15 protein-coding genes are annotated in these 16,435 nt (G+C 67.6%); 10 read left to right on the top strand and 5 right to left on the bottom strand.

Going from position 1 to position 16,435, the window contains the following annotated elements; translation table 11 throughout:
- Nucleotides 1-443: 443 nt before the first annotated feature.
- On the top strand, nt 444-1,247 hold the full coding sequence (locus HCA58_RS22620) for a hypothetical protein (protein ID WP_169600025.1): 804 nt from the start codon (nt 444-446) through the stop codon (nt 1,245-1,247).
- Nucleotides 1,248-1,394: 147 nt separating this feature from the next.
- Here HCA58_RS22620 and HCA58_RS22615 read toward each other — a convergent pair whose 3' ends face one another.
- Nucleotides 1,395-2,345, bottom strand: coding sequence for a hypothetical protein (locus HCA58_RS22615; RefSeq protein WP_169600023.1), 951 nt, complete (start codon nt 2,343-2,345; stop codon nt 1,395-1,397).
- Between the two features lie 86 nt (nt 2,346-2,431).
- Here HCA58_RS22615 and HCA58_RS22610 point away from each other — a divergent pair, with 86 nt between their 5' ends.
- Nucleotides 2,432-2,635 carry a hypothetical protein gene (locus HCA58_RS22610; RefSeq protein WP_169600002.1) on the top strand — a complete coding sequence of 68 codons (204 nt, stop codon included), beginning with the start codon at nt 2,432-2,434 and terminating at the stop codon, nt 2,633-2,635.
- 314 nt (nt 2,636-2,949) lie between these two features.
- Nucleotides 2,950-3,249, top strand: a complete 300-nt coding sequence (locus HCA58_RS22605; RefSeq protein ID WP_205809450.1) for a hypothetical protein — start codon at nt 2,950-2,952, stop codon at nt 3,247-3,249.
- Between the two features lie 208 nt (nt 3,250-3,457).
- Here HCA58_RS22605 and HCA58_RS22600 read toward each other — a convergent pair whose 3' ends face one another.
- On the bottom strand, nt 3,458-3,817 hold the full coding sequence (locus tag HCA58_RS22600) for a hypothetical protein (protein ID WP_169600021.1): 360 nt from the start codon (nt 3,815-3,817) through the stop codon (nt 3,458-3,460).
- 156 nt (nt 3,818-3,973) lie between these two features.
- On the opposite strand from HCA58_RS22600, the gene HCA58_RS22595 reads away from it, so the two are divergent.
- Nucleotides 3,974-4,825 (top strand): hypothetical protein, encoded by an 852-nt coding sequence (locus HCA58_RS22595; RefSeq protein ID WP_169600019.1) that lies wholly within the window; start codon nt 3,974-3,976, stop codon nt 4,823-4,825.
- Nucleotides 4,826-4,871: 46 nt separating this feature from the next.
- Here the strand turns inward: HCA58_RS22595 and HCA58_RS22590 are convergent, their stop codons facing one another.
- Together HCA58_RS22590 and HCA58_RS22585 are read right to left on the bottom strand one after the other, a co-directional pair.
- Nucleotides 4,872-5,921, bottom strand: coding sequence for a site-specific integrase (locus HCA58_RS22590; protein ID WP_169600017.1), 1,050 nt, complete (start codon nt 5,919-5,921; stop codon nt 4,872-4,874).
- Entirely contained in the window at nt 5,911-6,408 is a 498-nt protein-coding gene (locus HCA58_RS22585; protein ID WP_169600015.1) for a hypothetical protein, read from the bottom strand. The genes HCA58_RS22590 and HCA58_RS22585 overlap by 11 nt, the downstream gene beginning before the upstream one ends.
- Nucleotides 6,409-7,008: 600 nt before the next feature.
- On the opposite strand from HCA58_RS22585, the gene HCA58_RS22580 reads away from it, so the two are divergent.
- From HCA58_RS22580 to HCA58_RS22560, 5 genes are all read left to right on the top strand, one after another.
- The gene (locus tag HCA58_RS22580) at nt 7,009-7,740 is read left to right on the top strand and encodes an NUDIX hydrolase (RefSeq protein WP_169600013.1); all 732 of its coding nucleotides are present in this window, start codon (nt 7,009-7,011) and stop codon (nt 7,738-7,740) included.
- A complete protein-coding gene (locus HCA58_RS22575; RefSeq protein ID WP_169600011.1) occupies nt 7,737-8,888 on the top strand; it encodes a 5'-methylthioadenosine/S-adenosylhomocysteine nucleosidase in 1,152 nt (383 codons plus the stop codon). Before HCA58_RS22580 ends, HCA58_RS22575 begins: the two co-directional genes overlap by 4 nt.
- A complete protein-coding gene (locus HCA58_RS22570) occupies nt 8,885-10,894 on the top strand; it encodes a hypothetical protein (RefSeq protein WP_169600009.1) in 2,010 nt (669 codons plus the stop codon). The genes HCA58_RS22575 and HCA58_RS22570 overlap by 4 nt, the downstream gene beginning before the upstream one ends.
- Before the next feature lie 193 nt (nt 10,895-11,087).
- Nucleotides 11,088-11,582: a hypothetical protein gene (locus HCA58_RS22565; RefSeq protein WP_169600007.1), complete on the top strand. Its 495-nt coding sequence runs from the start codon at nt 11,088-11,090 to the stop codon at nt 11,580-11,582.
- Nucleotides 11,583-11,723: 141 nt separating this feature from the next.
- Nucleotides 11,724-13,793, top strand: a complete 2,070-nt coding sequence (locus HCA58_RS22560) for a hypothetical protein (RefSeq protein ID WP_169600006.1) — start codon at nt 11,724-11,726, stop codon at nt 13,791-13,793.
- A 215-nt stretch (nt 13,794-14,008) separates the two neighbouring features.
- On the opposite strand, the gene HCA58_RS22555 is transcribed toward HCA58_RS22560, so the two are convergent.
- Complete coding sequence (locus HCA58_RS22555) at nt 14,009-15,184, bottom strand: IS110 family transposase (RefSeq protein WP_240956591.1); 1,176 nt, start codon at nt 15,182-15,184, stop codon at nt 14,009-14,011.
- Between the two features lie 518 nt (nt 15,185-15,702).
- Here HCA58_RS22555 and HCA58_RS22550 point away from each other — a divergent pair.
- Nucleotides 15,703-16,435, top strand: a 733-nt coding sequence (locus HCA58_RS22550; protein ID WP_240956592.1) for an IS256 family transposase, incomplete at its 3' end; no start/stop codon positions are given.

The following is a 16,435-nucleotide window of genomic DNA, read 5'->3' as shown; positions in this document are numbered from 1 at the left end:
CCACCCGCTACGACAAGCTCGCCTGCTGCTACCGCGCCACCGTGCAGATCGCCGACATCCTCATCTGGCTACGCGCGAAACCCGACCGCCCCAAACCATGATCCAGGAGACACGGCCTAGGCAAGCTGGCCTCCATCGACGCCACCCTCACACCAGTGGAGATCATCGCCAAGGCACTCGCATGACCTGAAGCGCCAGACAGCAGCATCACCACCCGCGCTGGTCTATGTCGATGTACTCGACTCGGGCCGGTTACGAGAGCTTCGCGACTACATCGACGGGGCTTAGACACCCACGTGGTCGGAGACGTCGTGCCTACACCGGGTCCTTAAGCTTGATCAGTGCACCGGGTCAAGCTGCATGCCGCCGATGGGGGCTTGGGGCTGGTCGTGACCGACCGCAAAGTGCCTGGCCTGCGGCTTGAGGTCACGTCTGGTAGGCGCATGTTGCTGCGTCAACCGGGTCGCCTGGTTCTGCTCGGCAAGGTGCACCAATGGCACTATGGCGTGCACGTGTATCGGACTGCGGACTACCTCTCGCCACTTCCCCCACTGCGAGCCGACCAAGCACGTCAGATCGGTCCATCCGATACAACCTGGTTCGGCCGGTGGGCGCACCGGTTCGCTTCCTGGCTCGATGACACCGACGCAGGGCCGTTGCACAACGGATTCTGGATCCTCCGACCTCGGCGACTACCGCCGTACTGCCTACGAGGTGATCTCGTCACGAACTACCCCGCTGCCTACCTCGACTGGTTTGGCGATGGCTGGAACGGGGTGCTGCCCCTGCGTCAACTACCCGACGCCGACGACGCCCGCGTCAAGGCCTACCGCAGACAGGCCCGCGAGCAAGTCCTTCCGCCGATCCTGCTGTGGGTCGTGACCGGCTTCGACGGTTACCTGTTGATCGACGGGCACTGCCGTCTGGCCGCAGCCCTCGCCGAGGGCATCGAACCACCAGTCCTCGGCCTGGCCATCAGCTCGGACCCAGGAGGCGACAGCGAGTGGCTGAACCAGGTCACCACCGGCCACGTCGAGCTGATGGATCGACTGAACGAGCAGGCTGCGCGAGGCCTCGCTGACCCGTCGCGGGCAGCGGATGCCCTCGCACGCCGGTTCGCCGACATGTGCGCTGACCTGCCCGAGGAGGGAAGGACACGGGCATGGCCCGTCACAGGCGGCATGCGGGCCTGGGAACAGCAGGCAGCACGCGTCGCACCTCGCTGGACGGCGAATGCGACGGAATAAGTTTCCCTCGATGCTCGGCGTGGTCATCACGGTCGGTGGCAGGAAGCGACTAGCGGATCCGGCTGTCGAGCGGTCGGGCAGTCGTCACATCGACACTCTAGACGTCTGAGGTTCCGCCTCGCCCCACCAAGATCGGCAGGACACGCCCTAATCCCGGCGGCCCTCGGTCAAGTGGATGTGACGTAGCCCCGGACCAAAGGCGGCGACGTGGTCCGCGGTGCCGTGGTGCGCCTTCGATGGCGTGAAACGGCCTTCGCTGACCGCGGCGTCGTAGGCGCCCCCGTTGGCGTACTCGGCCAGGATCCCGGTCACTTGGTGCTCGGCCGCCCAGGCGAGTCCGGCGTCCAGGGTGTCGAACACCCCGGAGGCGTATCGGGCGCGGTCACCGTGGAAGATCCAGACGGTGGACCTGAGCGGGCTCCGCTGGTCAGCAGTTGGCCTGCGGTGCAGACCCTCGGGTGTGAACGAGAACGAGTCGGGGAAGCTGCCCGGCCGATGACGTACGGCGAGAACCACCGGTTCGGGGTGTACGCCCCGTAGCCCCGTCCCGGCTGGGATGTTCGCAAAGGCATTCCACAGGTGGAAGCAAATCAGGACGTGGTCCGGATCGGCCGTGGTGTAGGCGAGCGTCTTGGCAGAGAAGGGGTTGGTTCCGCCGATCCATAGCGACGGGGGCCCAAACGTCTCGATGGCCTCGGGCAGCGTCCGGTCCTGCGTCACCCACTCGCCGACATCGCTACTCAACTGCTGGAACTCGGCCTCCGACAACGCCCGATCCAGCTCGAGCCAGCCGAGGCGATGGGCGATCTCGGCGTACACGGAGGCCGTGGCATCACGCAAGGCACCAGCCGGAAGGATGTTGCTGTAGGCGCCCATGACACCCGTCGCGGCGAACGCGTCGCGGTCGCGTAGTCCATCACACTCCGCCGACCACCGATTCAGGCTGCCATCCACGGCGGCCATCGCCTCCAGCAGAAGCCGTTCGGCCATCTCGTCCCTGCCGTACATGCCAGGGCGACGAAGTACCCCGTTCACCTGCGCCAGGTGGTGCTGGCGTGCCTCATCTAGAACGAATTCGGAATCCTCACCGCTGCTCATCGCCGCCGATCATGACACTCCAACGAGCTCCGGGCACGCACTCATCGGCAGTTCAGGATGCCCGCTGCGCGCACGGTCGGCGGCAGATGCGGATGCTCGCCAGTGCCGATCCAAGCGAGGATTACTGCCGTGTGCAGGTTGCCGAGTTCGGCGTGCCCCGCGGCGAGCCTAGGCTGTGCGCCATGGAAGGAATGGCGTGGCTCCTGCTGTGCCCGTGCGCGTTTTTTGTGTTGCTGTTCTTCGCCGCGACCGTGATCCTCTGGTTTCAGACCAAGCCGGGCAGCCGGTAGCTGAATCGGCCGTCGGAAGGAGGCGCTGGCGCGCGAACCTGGGCGACTCTGGGGCGTAGGGCCTCCGGCTCGACCCGGAGCCGACTCTTCGGCAGGTTCAGATGTCGCCGGCACGGCCGCTCGTTCGGGGACCATGCCGCGCTGATCGCGGCATGTCCGTGCGTTGTCACCGCCCTAAACTTATTCCCGTCCTCGCCCAAGGTGCGGTGGCTCCGGATGACCGCGCCCATGATCCAGCAGGAGAGGGTGGCAGCCCGTTCGAGTCGGGCCGAGTCCGGAGGACGCCTCGCCGTTGGCGGGGCGTCCTGCACATCATGGCCACCGTCCAGCTACGCAACCCCACCGAAGGACGCGCCTACTTCGACCGCAAGAAAGCCTCCGGCAAGACATCGATGGAAGCCATGCGCGCCCTGAAACGACGCCTGTCCGACATCATCTACCGGTGCATGATCAACGACGCCACGGCCGCCACGGCGGCGGGCCCGGGAGGACAACGGGGAACGACTACAGACTCCAGCGTGACCAACTCGCATCCCCAAGCCGGCTCTTCGGAGAAGTCACTTCCCGGACCCGCCGCCACCCAGCTTAGAACCCCGCTCTCGGCGGTGTCTTGATGACACAGAGGGGAGCCGGATCCGGATATCGGAGCGGTTCGCTCCGATATCCGATCACCGCACAGCCACCAGGCAGCCGGCGCGTCAACAAGGGATAGGACAAGCGACAAGGGGCGCACCCATCGTCAGCGTACGGCCTCATGCACTCGCAGCACTTGTCGTCGTGGTTCGGCCGCCAGTGGCTGTTGCCCACCAACCTTTGGTCGGGCTACTGCCCGAAGGTGTAGCGCAGGTTCGCGTTGATCAGCTCGTTGAGCCGCTTCCGAAGGTGTCCCAGCAGCGACGGGTCGGGTAGGGGTTCGGCGACCAACAGCGTCCAGCGCAGCTGGGTGCCTTCTCTGCCGTCGGACCGCAGGTCGAAGCGCACCTGGGCATCCGGCCGCTTGGGCCACAGGGATGACCAGATGACCAGATGTGGGTGCTCGGCGCGCAGGACCTGCGGCGACTGTTCGTCGTCGAGCAACTGCAGCCAGGGACGCGCCAGGTCGCGGTCGGGCTCCGTGAGTGCCTCGAAGACGATGGCCGGTGGGGGCGGTTGACTGCGCGTCCGGCTACCGGCTTCGAGCATGCCCTCAGACTAGAGCCCGCCGGGCTGATCCAACCCGTCGTCTTGCCGCCGGCCAGACCGGGTACTGGCCGGTCCGGTGGCCGCCGCCGGCAACCACCACGCCCTCGTCATGCGCAACATGACAATCGAGAGCAAGAGCTGGCATTCTCGATGCCCATGGAGACGGTCGCTCGCCGCAATACCGACGATGCCTTGACGCCGCAGCAGGAGTCGGAGCTCGTGCGGGCGATGCTGGCTCATCAGGTGGGGATCGATCCGGATCGGGTGGGGCCGGTTCTGGATCTCGCTGCGGTCGGTGTGGTCAACAACGCCTGGCGCAACAGCCCGGTCGAGGACTGGCACGCCGGGGACGGGCCGCTCAGCGACGGCGACATGCTCCGCATCAATTCACACACATGTTGGCGGGTACGGCAAATCATCCGCCGTTGGCGCCGCGAGGTGGGCCTGGCAGCAGATGCCGACGCTGGGCAGCTTGACGACGTCAGCGTGGACGACTGGGACTGGCTTGCCGTACGGATCTGGCGCTGGTTGATCAACCCGCAGCGCCTGCTCCCAGGTGGCTCGCGGCTCGTCGAGATCGCCGGCGACGACCTCGCAGACTTCAGCGACCACGTCGCGGACGTGTTGGGCGGGTGGGCAGCCGCAGCCGAGCAACGGGGTGGCCGACACGCCGCCTGGCGCGCCGCAGCACACGGTGGGCTGGCGTGCCGCCATTGGTGGGGCACCCCGACCTGGCCCAGCCTGGTCGACGACTTCGTCACCGCCCTTGACGAGCCATCGCATCGGCACTGGGGTCCTGACGGCGAGTGGCGTCGAGGACTGCGGCCAGAACCTACGCAGGTGGCGGACCGCGGCGCTTTGCGCACAACCCTTCTGCGCGAGCCGTGGGCCCTCCATCCGCTGACAGCCCAGTGGGTTGTCGCGGCGGGCATCGGCTACCTGCAGCCGGATATCCCTCCGTTGCCCACCAGCGCCGACACCAGCACGTCTGCGAGCGGCGTCTCCTGAGGACTGGATCAACGGCGAGTGCTAGGGCTATGCGACCCAGCCGCCGTCACCCCTGGCGTGGTGCGGGCACGGACTGCCCGTCTTGTCCTCTGGCCAGCGGGTGGGGCTGGCCCGTCATGGCGGCCAGCGCGGTGGCGACGGCGTGAAGGTCGGCCTTGATGTAGGTGGTGGTGGCGGGCCCGCGGCGGTCGGTGTGGCCGGCGTAGGCGCGGGCTATTCCATAGCCGAAGTGCCGTTCGACCCAGGTGAGGGTGGTGTGGCGGAGCCAGTGGGTGGAGATGCCCTGCGCGGCGACCCATGGCAGGTGGTCTCCGATGCGTTTCCAGAGGTGGTCGTAGCGGCGGCTGCTGAGAGCTTGGCCGTTGCGGTATCGCAACAGCCGGTCTGCGGGCAGGACCGCACCCCGAACCTGGGCGTGCTCCTGCAGGCGGACGGCGAGGATCGGGGTGATGGGTTGCCAGCGTAGGGTGCCGCCCTTCTCTGTGAGGCGGACCAATGCGTGTCGGGTGTCCAGGTCGACCAGGCGGAGGGCGAGGGCGCCGCCGCGTCGGCAGGCGGTTTCGGTGTGCAGGCGCAGCAGCAGTGCGTCGAGGATGACGTCGTTGCCGCTGGTACGCGCGACCACGTTGATGTCCTGCAGTTCCCCGGGCGTGAGGGCGCGGCGGGGATTGGGCAGCCGGCGTGGTTTGGCGATCCGGTGGGCTGGGCTGTCCGCGGCGGTGAGGTAGCTGTCGGCGATGGCACGGCGGTAGACGGCGCGGGCGGCCGCGATGACGTGCTCCCCGGCGTGGCGGCCCTGCCGGCCGGTGCGTCGGGAGCGGGCGGTGGCGGTGACCTGGCGCATGAGGGCTTCGATGTCGCTGGCGGTGACCTCGTCGAGCCGCAGATGGCCGAGGACGAGGGCCATGCGGTTCCAGTAGGTGCCGTAGGTGCGGCGGGTGCCCGGGCTGGCCGCTGCCACGACGACGGGTAGGTACTCGGCGAGCGTCGGTATGCGACGCGCCGGCTCGGGCTGGGCGGCGAGGTCGGCCGGGGTGAGTCCAAGGTGCGCGAGCATCTGCCGGGCGGTGACGATGCGTGACGGATCAGCCGGCATGAGAAGTGCCTCCGAGGACGGCGGCGTGCCGATCCGCGAGGAGCCGCGTGATGGTGTTCGAGGGGTGCACGACGAGCAGATCGCGCGCGGGGATCGCGGCCAGCAGCACCGGCCGATGCGCGTGGATGCCGTAGAGTTGCCGGGCCGCGGCGGGCAGGGGAAGTGCCCCGCGGGCGCCGATGGTGTGCTTCCCGTCAGGTCTCGTGGTAGCCAGGAGCAGGCCGTCGGTGACGTCGACATGGAGGCGGTGACCGGACGGCCAGCCCAGCGCCCGCAGCAACGCCCGGGCGGCGACCCGGCCGTCGGCATCCGGGCGGGCCACGTCGAAGAGCATGTCGTCGACCGGTTCCCGCGTAGCTGGCAGGGCTGCGGGCAGCGCCGGCATCGGAGCCGGTGGCGGTGCCGAGCGAGGAAGCGGGGCCGGTATGACCGCACCGATCAACTGCTCTTCGAGGCGTCGGCGGGAAGGTTGCCGGGCGGCCGTCATGGTGACCACCGCAGGCGTTCGCGCGGCCTCAGCGCGTGGAGCTGAGAGCCCTGATCTTCGATGTTTGCACGGCTGCTACGCGGCGCCCTCATCGGGAGCCACCACGGTGGTGAGCTCCCGTGATCTGGCACGAAGAGTGGTGTCCGAGGGGGGACTCGGACACGTATATCCCGCATACCTGCTGGAAACAGGTATGCATGCGTTAGAGGGTAGGCGGCGGCAGCCAGCCGGGCAATGACGGCACGCAGCGAAGTTCGACGCTCCCCCGTGTTCATACCCAGGCCCGAGGGCCATCGAGTGCGCTGACCTCGGAGCTGGTGCCCCGCAGGGCATACTCGGCGACGTTCCGTACCGCAGTGATGATGGCGGCGATTCTCCGTGCGGGCGCTGGTCACGCCGCCTGATTCCATCGCGGGCCCCTCCGGCTCGTCGAAGGGCACCCGCAGCCAGAGCGCCACCCGGCGGCGTATGCGCGCTACCACCCCGTGAGACCACATCGCCGCCGGCTCACTTTTGGTGATCTGGACGCTACTTCAAGTGTTGGCAACGCGACAGCTTGAACGGGTTCTTGTCAATTCGACAAGAAGCTATGGTCGAGCGGTGCCCGATGACACTTGGGAACCACCCCGGATCCTGCTCACCGTCGATCTCGTGATCCTCACCCTGCGCGGTGGCCGTCTGCACCTGCTTCTCGTGCGGCGCGGCGTCGAGCCGTTCGCTGGGCGGGCGGCGCTGCCTGGTGGGTTCCTCGCCGATGAGCGCGAGGACATCCTCAGCGCCGCCCGCCGGGAGCTGCGGGAGGAGGCGGGGATCAGCGACATCCCGCACCTGGAGCAGCTCGGTACATACGGCGACCCCGACCGTGACCCTCGTGGACGCGTAGTCTCCGTCGCCCACCTCGCCGTCGTGCCGCGCCTTCCCGAGCCCATCGCCGGAACCGACGCTGCGGCCGCCGAGTGGACGCCGGCCGACGATGTACTCGCCGCGCGGGTACCGCTTGCCTTCGACCACCTACGCATCGTCGTCGACGGGGTGGAGTGTGCCCGTTCCAAGTTGGAGCACACGGGGCTCGCGACCGCTTTCTGCCCCGAGGTCTTCACCCTCACGGAGCTGCAGCAGGTCTACGAGGCCGTCTGGGGCACGCCGCTCGACCCCCGCAACTTCTACCGCAAGGTCCAGGGCACGAAGGGCTTCGTGGTCCCCGCCGGTCCGCCCCGCGCCACGGGCACCGGCCGCCCAGCACGCGTCTACCGCGCTGGTCCGCGCCGGAACCTCTACCCGCCCATGATCCGCACGGTTCCGACCGTCGCAGCCGGAGGAGACGAGAGATGACCAGACCTGTGGTCGTGCTCACCGCACTGGACCTCGAGTACAACGCAGTCCGCGAACGTCTCACGAAAGTCGAACCGCACGTACATCCGATGGGCACGCGCTTCGAGCGTGGCACCGTGACCGGAGGCTCCTGTGAGATCATTCTCGGCCTTGTCGGCAAAGGCAACCACCCCTCCGCCGTCATCGCCGAGCGCGCCATGACCGAGTTCGACCCGGAAGCGGTCATCTTCGTGGGCGTGGCCGGGGCGCTCTGGCCCTCCATCGGCCTCGGCGACGTCATCGTGGCCACCCACGTGTACGCCTACCACGGCGGCACCAGCGAGAGCGACGCGTTCCGCACCCGGCCTCGCGTGTGGGAGATCCCCCATGCCTGTGATCAGCTCGCCCGGCATCTTGAGCGAGAACGAGGCTGGGCGAGGGGCCTCGCCGGAGGAGTGCCCCAGGTGCGGTTCGGCCCAATCGCCGCCGGGGAGGTCGTCCTCGACTCGGCGTCCTCGCCCGAGGCGGCACGCATCCGTGATCACTACAACGACGCGTTGGCAGTGGAGATGGAATCCGCCGGGGTCGCCCAGGCCGCCCACCTGAACCGCTCTTTGCCGGCCGTCGTCGTCCGCGGCATCAGCGACCGTGCCGACGGGACCAAGGTCCACACTGACGGCGAGAACTGGCAGCCCCGTGCCGCCGCCAACGCTGCGGCCTTCGCCCTCGCGCTCGCCCAGGAGATCGGGGCGAAGTATGGCTCCTCCTCTCGCCGTTCTCGGGAAGAAGCAGGTGATGCGTCGATGTCCAGCTCCGTCAGTAACGTCGCCAAGGGCAACGCTCACGTCGGATTTCAAGCACACACCGTTCACCACGCAACCGTCTACGGCGCGCCGGGCGGCGCGGCCGGGGAGACATTCCACGACCAGCTCGCGGAACTGCGCGCCTCGCTCCGTAAGTGCCATGAGGCGGGTGACGTGGACGCGGTCACCTACCGCGCGGCAGAGCAGGAGATGGACGCCGCCGCCGCCGACGTACCCCCGGCCGACGACGAGGCACGGAGCCGCGCAACCACAGCCCTGCGGAAGCTGCGCGGCCTGCTAATGGACTGGACGGACCTCGCCACGCGGGTCGCGGGGCTCATGGCGGCCCTGCGGAATCTGTCATGAGTGCCGGACCGCAGGAGAGATCGTTCACCAACGTCGCGGACGGTAGTGCCCGGGTGGGTTTCCAGGCCCAGGAGGTCCACATCGAAGGCGGATACCACGTCAGCGAGGACGACCCACCTGAGCGGCAGTTCGAAGTCGGCCTCCGCTACCTGGAGATCAGCGCCCCCTCCGAGGCGAGAGAGCTAATCATGAAAGCGGTCGCCCGGGGCTACAAGAACTCCCGCGCCTACTTCTACCTGGCGCTCGCACTGCTGAGCGGCCGTACCGTGCAGAGCCTGACAGACCAGGAACTCGCGCAGTTGGCACATGTGCGCCGCTGGGCGACGCAACGCTCCGAAGATCCCTGGGCCCGGGGCATCAATGTCGTCGGCTCGCTGCTGGACTCGCTGCCGCAGACCACGGCGGAGACTCCCGACCCGGCCGCGATCGGCGCGGTAGTCAAGGAGTTCGAATCGCTCGACCCGTCCCTCCAGGAAAGCATCCTCAACCACCTCGAGGTCTTCCTGGCCGGCCCGCACCAGGACTGGACCTGGCGAAAGACATTCGCGGCCGCCCGGCGGGACAGGACGGCCAACGGCCGGACGCAGCGCGTCTGGAAGTTCTTCCAGACCAAGCCGATACCTCCTCGGCAGGTTCCGCCGCCCCCGATCCGCACCGACGCGGCAGACTACCTGCGCGCCTCCGGCGGCCCGGCACTGCTCCTCGCCACGGGCCTATTGGTGGTCAACTACGCTTGGGCCCACTCGTGGCTTCGCTCGGCCGGCTACCTGATGGTGGCTCTTGGAGCCGCCGTCGTGGCGGTCCGGACAGGATTCACGATCAGACTGGCTCAGCATCGACGCCGGATGGCCCGCCAACGTCTCACCTTCACACCTCAGCGTGTTCCCACACAGTCCGACCGGTTCGCCTCAGCGATGGACTCCCTTTTCGACCGCTACTTCGGACGTTACCTACCGCAGGGCATGGCCCGGGAGACGTGGCTGGCGGAGACGGCGGGCATCCGGCAGTCCCTCCGCAACGAGTTGGTCGAGCTGTACCGGGAGCAAGCGATCGACGCCAAGCGGGTCGCCTGGCTAGTGAGATTTCTCGCCAGCGACGTCAAGCGGCTGTGGCTCAGCGGTGAACTCACGGCGGGTCCCGAGAACTCCCGAGTGCCATCCTCGACGCGGACCGCCTTCGGTGCGGCCGTGTTCGCCCTGTTGGTGGCCGGGCCACTGCTCCTGTGGCAGGCACTCCTCGAAGCACCGTTCACGACGGCGATCGCGACGGCCGGCGTCGTGGCCGGAGCTCGGCTCGCCATCCAGGGCTGGTATGCGATCCTTCTCGAGCGCCACCGCTACCGAGACGACCTGTTCCGGGTCCGGCACGACTACGAGGACCGGCGCGCGGCGTACGACAGGTGGGTGCGCAAATTGGAATCGAAGCCCACCGACGCAGAAATGGCGCACTGGCTCGACTGCGATCGCAAAATCCTCCTCCAGGACACACTGCGGCACTACCGCGTGACCGCGCAGGACGTGATAGCGCACGCCTTCATCGAGGCGCCCGTGCCCGGGTGCAAGCGGGCCCGAGTCAGCAAAGGACCCTGGCGCTACTCGCGATACAAACTTCTCCTCTTCCTGCTCACCAAGGACGGCGTCCGGCAGGTCACGGTCACCCTCGACTTCGAGACCACGGAATTCGGCGACCAGCAGCGCCTCACCTACCAGTACAACTCCGTCGTGGCGGCGCACGTCGTCGATGCCCGCAACGGCGAGAAAAAGCTCTCCCTTACCCTGACGAACAATCCCCGGGACGAGCTGACGATCACCGGTGAGTGGCCAGGCATGCCGGAGCTCGGCGACGACGACCGCATCGCCTCCCAGGTCTCCCTCGACGCCTCGGGCCTCGATCGCACCCTGCATGTACTGGAAGGCATCGCCGCCGAAGGCAAAGAGTGGATCACCCACGAGAACCGCCGGGAACGCGCTGGCCTCCGGCGGCTCGTCGCGGCGATGGAGGACTGACACATGCAGTCCTGCCCGCTTCGGGGGTAAACGGGCCCACGGCCAGACGACAGGCACCTGTTGGCATCCCGTACGGCTACGTAGGATCGCCGAGAGCTGTCGTCTAATGCGGACGCGCGAGGACGGCAGGACCGGATTCGTGGCACCGCACCGATAAGCTCCGATGCGACGGGCCGCGGGCTGGGGAGGCGAGATGGGCAAGCCGCGCAGTGCAGCAGCGGCGGGCAAGGACTTCCCGTACGACCTACCCACGACCTGCTTCATTGAGGTCAGCAACGACGGCAGCGTGTCGCAAGGTGCGGACGTACAGGCCTACGAACGGGCGGTAGCAGGCACCTCACGGTTGTTCGCGGTCTGGCCTGGCAATTACTCCAGCGACCTGTTCGTGATCGACGACCTCGACGCGTACGCCCGTGCGGTCGGGATAGTTCACGACCAGGAGCGCACAGGCCTCGCCGAGCATGAGCATCAGATCCGCTGGCAACCCGCCGACCGGGACTCGAACGGCCGCGGCACCTACATCTGGGTGGTCGTGCAGTTCGAGTGTGGCTGCGCCATCCGCGACCTGCGCGCGTTCGCCGATCAGATGCGCGCCCAGCGGGGCTGGGAAGTGGCCACCTCCACTGGGTGGAGCGGCAGCGGCGACCGCTTCACCGTGCGGGTACGCCGCCGAAGCCTCAGCGCGTAAGCCCACCCGCAGCGCCGCATTTCTTCACTGCTTTGGGAGACAGTCATGACCTCCGGCACAGCAGATGCCGTGTTCGCACAGGCCCGCGCCGACGGCGAGGCTGCGGTGGCCCGCTTGGCCCGTTTCAACGAGCCCGGTCGGATGAGCCTGGCCGGCGCGTACGCCCTGGGATACGGCACGCTCGGGCTGGCGCAGTTCGAGGACAACGGCCCTGACTGGTACGACCTACTCGACCCCCTGGACACCCTCTTTCTCGGCACCGCGTTCCCGAAGCTGTTCGCGAGCATGTACGAGTTCGCCAATGCCCGTGACCGATGGCTGGAACTGCTGCAGGGCACCGTGCACGGCAAAGGTATCGAGGACTTCGTCCGGCTCAGCGTGCGTACCAGTGACGAGTTCGGCCGGCCGATCGACGACGGCGAACTTATGCTCGTCATCGCCGGCCGAGTTGAGGACGCACGTCTCGACCAGCGAAAGCTCCCACGCACGCTGCTGCCGGAAGCGGCGCTGGCCGGTTCCCGCATCGCCGCAGGACCTTCTACCAGGGCGGTGCTACCAGATGCCCTGCCCGCCGCCGATGAGCTGGTCGACCAATTCTGGCGGTCCACAGAGTCGGATCTTGCTGTCGAGCACGACGGCACTGCCGTCGATGCCCTACGCGAAGGGGTGTGGCTGCTGCGCAGGTCCGGGCTGAACGCCGCCGACGAGGCAGGCGTGCTGCTCCCGGCGTTGTACATGACGCTGGTCGCCCGCGACGATGAGGTATTGCAGGAGATGCCAGAGCGTGCTGAGGCCTGGGCGCAGGGGCTTGCCGACGATTCGCCATTGATCCCGGTGGTCGACACCATCCGCCACGCCACCGAGCAGGGCTTGACCTCGTCGCAGATCCTGGCTCGGCTCTACGGGCTACCGGCGTTCACCAGCGCGGTGCGGACAGCCGATCGAGACTGGCACAGCAGCCCTGGACTGGCGCTCCCCCCGATCGCGTTCCGGCTGGGATTCGCCGAAGTCAATACCCGCGATCACAAGGTGCTGCGGCTCGGTGAAGGTGCCGCCGCGTTGCTACGGGTGCAGCGGCAACGCTTCGAAGAGCGCTTCGGCCGGCCGCCCGCACCCGACGAACCTCTGTTCTTCGACCCCGACAGCGACAGCGACCAACCGGTCGCGGTGAACCCCGTGGATCTCGAACGCGCCACCGTGGCCAAGCTGGAAGCTCTTGACATCTCCCCGGCCTGGATCTACGCCACCCAACATACGGACGGTCTGCTGCCCGCGCTCGACGGCAGCTTCCGCAGTGACAGTGACCGCCGCGAGTGGGACAACGCCGTCGCCCGCTACCTGAGCACCCATCCCGGCACGGTCGTCGACACCACCGAACAGCTGCGCAAGCTGCGTATCGGCGCCGCCGTGACCTCGTTGCACATGGCGACTACCGACCCCAACTACGCTACGTCGCTCATCGAACGCCTGCCCGATGCCGCCACCAGCGACTACAGCGACGCTTCCCTGGTTCGCGCGGTGCTGCAAGGCATGGCCGGCGCTCTCCTAGACCGACTGACCACCAGTGACAGCGTCATGGGCAAAGCTCAAGAGTTCGCGCGCGCCTGGGCGGGTGCGGACCTCGCCGCGGCGGTCGAGCAGGCCGCCAGCGACGGCGTACACAACGATCCTGCCGTCCTGCTCGCCGCTTTCGCCGCCAACGACGCCTTCACGGGCGACGGTGAAGCCGATGAGGCCGACTTTGATCTGGAAGCAGACGACATCTGCGAACAGATGGTCGCAGTCCTCCTCGAGTACGACCAGCCGGACATCCCCCTCGACATCATCACCTCGCTCACCCAGCTGCAAGACGCCGACGAGGGCGGCCGGCTGATCGCCCTGCTGATCGGGCGCGCCATGGGCTACCTTGTCAACATGCGTGACAACGGCGTCACCGCTGATCAGATCACCGAAGCCGTCAACTGGCTCGGCAGCGGGTACGGCGCCGCATGCGCTGGGCCCGCCGCCATTATCTCCGCCCTCGCCGGGCACCCGGAAGGCCAAGCCGCACTCGCCGACCGCGTCGGCGTACAGGAGCCGACCTTCAATGACCTGTCCGACTTGTTGGGCATCCACCTGTTCCCCGCGATGATCTGGTTGTGCGCAGGTCTCGTCGCCACCACCGGTGACACCAACATTGCCTGGTTGCGTAAGTTCCGCGTAGGGAGGTAGCACAGCCCGTGCCGGCCGTCGGTGATGCGCTCCGGGCGGGCTGATTCACGCTCACCGGCCGGATCAGGTGGGCCACGTACAGCAGCCATCGGCGTCGGCAAGTGTGTACGGGCGGTTGGCAGCAGAGGCGCGACGGCCCGCGCCCCAAGCTCGCCAACTACGCAATGTGACGGTAGGGGCGACCCGGCGGTGCGCGGATCTGGCTCCCCTCTGTGTCAAGACACCGCTGGGAGGAGGGTTCTATCCTGGGTGGCGGCGGGTCCGGGAAGTGACTTCTCCGAAGAGCCGGCTGGGGGATGCGAGTCGGTCACGCTGGAGCCAGTTGCCGTTCCCCGTTGTCCTCCCGGGCTCGCCGCCGTGGCCACCGCGTCGTTGGTCATGCTGCGGTAGACGATGTCGGACAGGCGTCGTTTCAGCGCACGCATGGCTTCCATCGAGGTCTTGCCGGAGGCTTTCTTCCGGTCGAAGTAGGCGCGTCCTTCGGTGGGGTTGCGCAGCTGGACGGTGGCCATGATGTGCAGTACCCGGTTGATCTGCCGGTTGCCGGCGCGGGAGAGCCGGTGTCGCATCTGCTCGCCGAAGGAGGCGTCGATGGGGGCGGTGCCGTTCCAGGAGGCGAAGTGGGCCCGGTTCGGGAAACGGGTGATGTCGCCGACCTCGACCAGCAGCCGGGCGGCGCCGGATGGTCCGATGCCGTGCAGGTCCATCAGCGTGGTGCCGGTCGAGGCCACCAGCTCCTTGAGTTCCTTGTCGGCTTCCTTGGAGCGTCGGTAGATGCGTTCGAGGTCGGCGATCAGCTCCGCAGCGACCCGGCGTCGGGCCTTCCCGACCGCGTCACGAGGCCGGACCGTGGCCAGCAGTGCCTTGGCTTGGGCGGCGGACAGGCTCTTCTTCGCTCCACCGGGTATCAGTTCCAGCAGCAGCTGGTGCAGCTGGGACACCATCCGGGTGTGGTCCTCGCCGAAGGAGCGGCGCCGGTCGACCAGAATCCGCAGCAGGGCCAACTGTTCGTCGTTGACGACCGGGCGCAGTCCGGCCATGCGGGTGCCGACCAGGGCGATGGAGTGGGCGTCGGTGGCGTCGGTCTTGCGGCCCTGCCCGGTGGCGAACACCCGCGCCCTGGCCGACAGCTTCGGTGGCACGTCGACGACCTGCTCGCCATCGGCCAGGAGCCGGTTGGCGGTGTGCCGGCCTATCCCTTGGCAGCCCTCGATCGCCCAGACCCGCTTCGGCCATCGGTTGGCGTACCTTCGCATAGCCGTGTAGCCGTCGCGGTCGGTGTCGAACCGGCCGCCGCCGACGACGGTCTCGTCGCGGGCCATGACCTCGATCGTGGCAGAGCGCTTGTGCGGGTCCATACCGATGACGACACGATCCGGCGTGATGCTCAACAAGTCCTCCGATACTCGATCCACCTGGGTTGTCGAGCCGGGAGGGCAACGCTACTTCGAGCCGAGCAAACCCCTCTTGAGCCTCTCCCCGCCCTGAAGCGGTGCCCGGGCTACGCAGGCCAGATGAGAGCCACACGACCAGCGTGGGCAGCCGAAATGAGAGCGACAGCCCGGGCACCTCGACCGAAGCCTGGCCGGGCAACGGTCGCAGGTCAATGAAACAAGTCGCCGAGATGAGTGCGTCACCCTGTCGACGACGCGTGAAAAATGACCCCGTGTCGACGGGTGAAATCTGACCCCCTTCAGAGATCTTGTGACAAGACATGGAGGGTGATCAAAGTGGAGGACTGGGCGGAGATCCGCCGGCTCTACCTGGCCGAGCAGATGCCGATCAGGGACTGTACAAATAACGGCTGATCGACCGATCAAGGGAGAGACGCCAGATGACGACCGAGACCACCGTGGGAGAGCCGGCCGTGGAGCCGGTGGGTGCGGTCACGGATGAGCAGTTGATTGCGATGCTGGTCGATCGGGCTCGTGGTGACGGGCTGCAGTTGACCGGCGAGGGTGGACTGCTGCAGCAGCTGACGAAGCGGGTCCTGGAATCCGCGTTGGACGGGGAGATCACCGACCACGTCGGCTACGACAAGCACGACCCTGCCGGTCGGGGCAGCGGGAACACCCGTAACGGCAGCCGGACCAAGACCGTGATCACCGACGTCGGACCGGTCGAGGTGCGGGTGCCCCGCGACTCGGCGGGGACGTTCGAGCCGCAGATCGTGCGTAAGCGGCAGCGGCGCCTGTCCGGGGTCGACGACATGGTGTTGTCGTTGTCGGCCAAGGGGTTGACGCACGGCGAGATCGCCGCGCACCTGGCTGAGGTGTACGGCGCGGAGGTGTCGAAGCAGACGATCTCCACCATCACGGACAAGGTGATGGACGGGATGGCGGAGTGGCAGAACCGGCCTCTGGACCGCGTGTATCCGGTCGTGTTCATCGATGCCATCAACGTGAAGATCCGGGACGGTCAGGTCGCGAACCGGCCGATCTACGTGGTCATGGCGGTTACCGTCGACGGGAATCGCGACATCCTCGGGATCTGGGCCGGCGACGGCGGTGAAGGTGCCAAGCACTGGCTGCACGTGCTCACCGAGCTGAAGAACCGCGGCGTCGCCGACGTGTTGATGCTCGTCTGCGACGGGCTCAAGGGCCTGCCGGACGCCGTCGCGACGGTCTGGCCGCGCACGATCG

This window comes from Micromonospora sp. HNM0581 (genome assembly GCF_012726175.1).
Classification (GTDB): Bacteria; Actinomycetota; Actinomycetes; order Mycobacteriales; family Micromonosporaceae; genus Micromonospora.
The sequence above is the reverse complement of the archived record's forward strand: the minus strand, read 5'-3'. Positions and strand labels throughout refer to the sequence as shown.

What these genes read in the sequence shown, in the direction of transcription:
- HCA58_RS22590 (WP_169600017.1), bottom strand. Translation starts at nt 5,921, where the DNA reads ATGCCGGCTGATCCGTCACGCATCGTCACCGCCCGGCAGATGCTCGCG.
- HCA58_RS22595 (WP_169600019.1), top strand. Translation starts at nt 3,974, where the DNA reads ATGGAGACGGTCGCTCGCCGCAATACCGACGATGCCTTGACGCCGCAG.
- HCA58_RS22615 (WP_169600023.1), bottom strand. Translation starts at nt 2,345, where the DNA reads ATGAGCAGCGGTGAGGATTCCGAATTCGTTCTAGATGAGGCACGCCAG.
- HCA58_RS22575 (WP_169600011.1), top strand. Translation starts at nt 7,737, where the DNA reads ATGACCAGACCTGTGGTCGTGCTCACCGCACTGGACCTCGAGTACAAC.
- HCA58_RS22600 (WP_169600021.1), bottom strand. Translation starts at nt 3,817, where the DNA reads ATGCTCGAAGCCGGTAGCCGGACGCGCAGTCAACCGCCCCCACCGGCC.
- HCA58_RS22585 (WP_169600015.1), bottom strand. Translation starts at nt 6,408, where the DNA reads ATGACGGCCGCCCGGCAACCTTCCCGCCGACGCCTCGAAGAGCAGTTG.
- HCA58_RS22610 (WP_169600002.1), top strand. Translation starts at nt 2,432, where the DNA reads ATGCGGATGCTCGCCAGTGCCGATCCAAGCGAGGATTACTGCCGTGTG.
- HCA58_RS22570 (WP_169600009.1), top strand. Translation starts at nt 8,885, where the DNA reads ATGAGTGCCGGACCGCAGGAGAGATCGTTCACCAACGTCGCGGACGGT.
- HCA58_RS22560 (WP_169600006.1), top strand. Translation starts at nt 11,724, where the DNA reads ATGAGCCTGGCCGGCGCGTACGCCCTGGGATACGGCACGCTCGGGCTG.
- HCA58_RS22605 (WP_205809450.1), top strand. Translation starts at nt 2,950, where the DNA reads ATGGCCACCGTCCAGCTACGCAACCCCACCGAAGGACGCGCCTACTTC.
- HCA58_RS22620 (WP_169600025.1), top strand. Translation starts at nt 444, where the DNA reads ATGTTGCTGCGTCAACCGGGTCGCCTGGTTCTGCTCGGCAAGGTGCAC.
- HCA58_RS22565 (WP_169600007.1), top strand. Translation starts at nt 11,088, where the DNA reads ATGGGCAAGCCGCGCAGTGCAGCAGCGGCGGGCAAGGACTTCCCGTAC.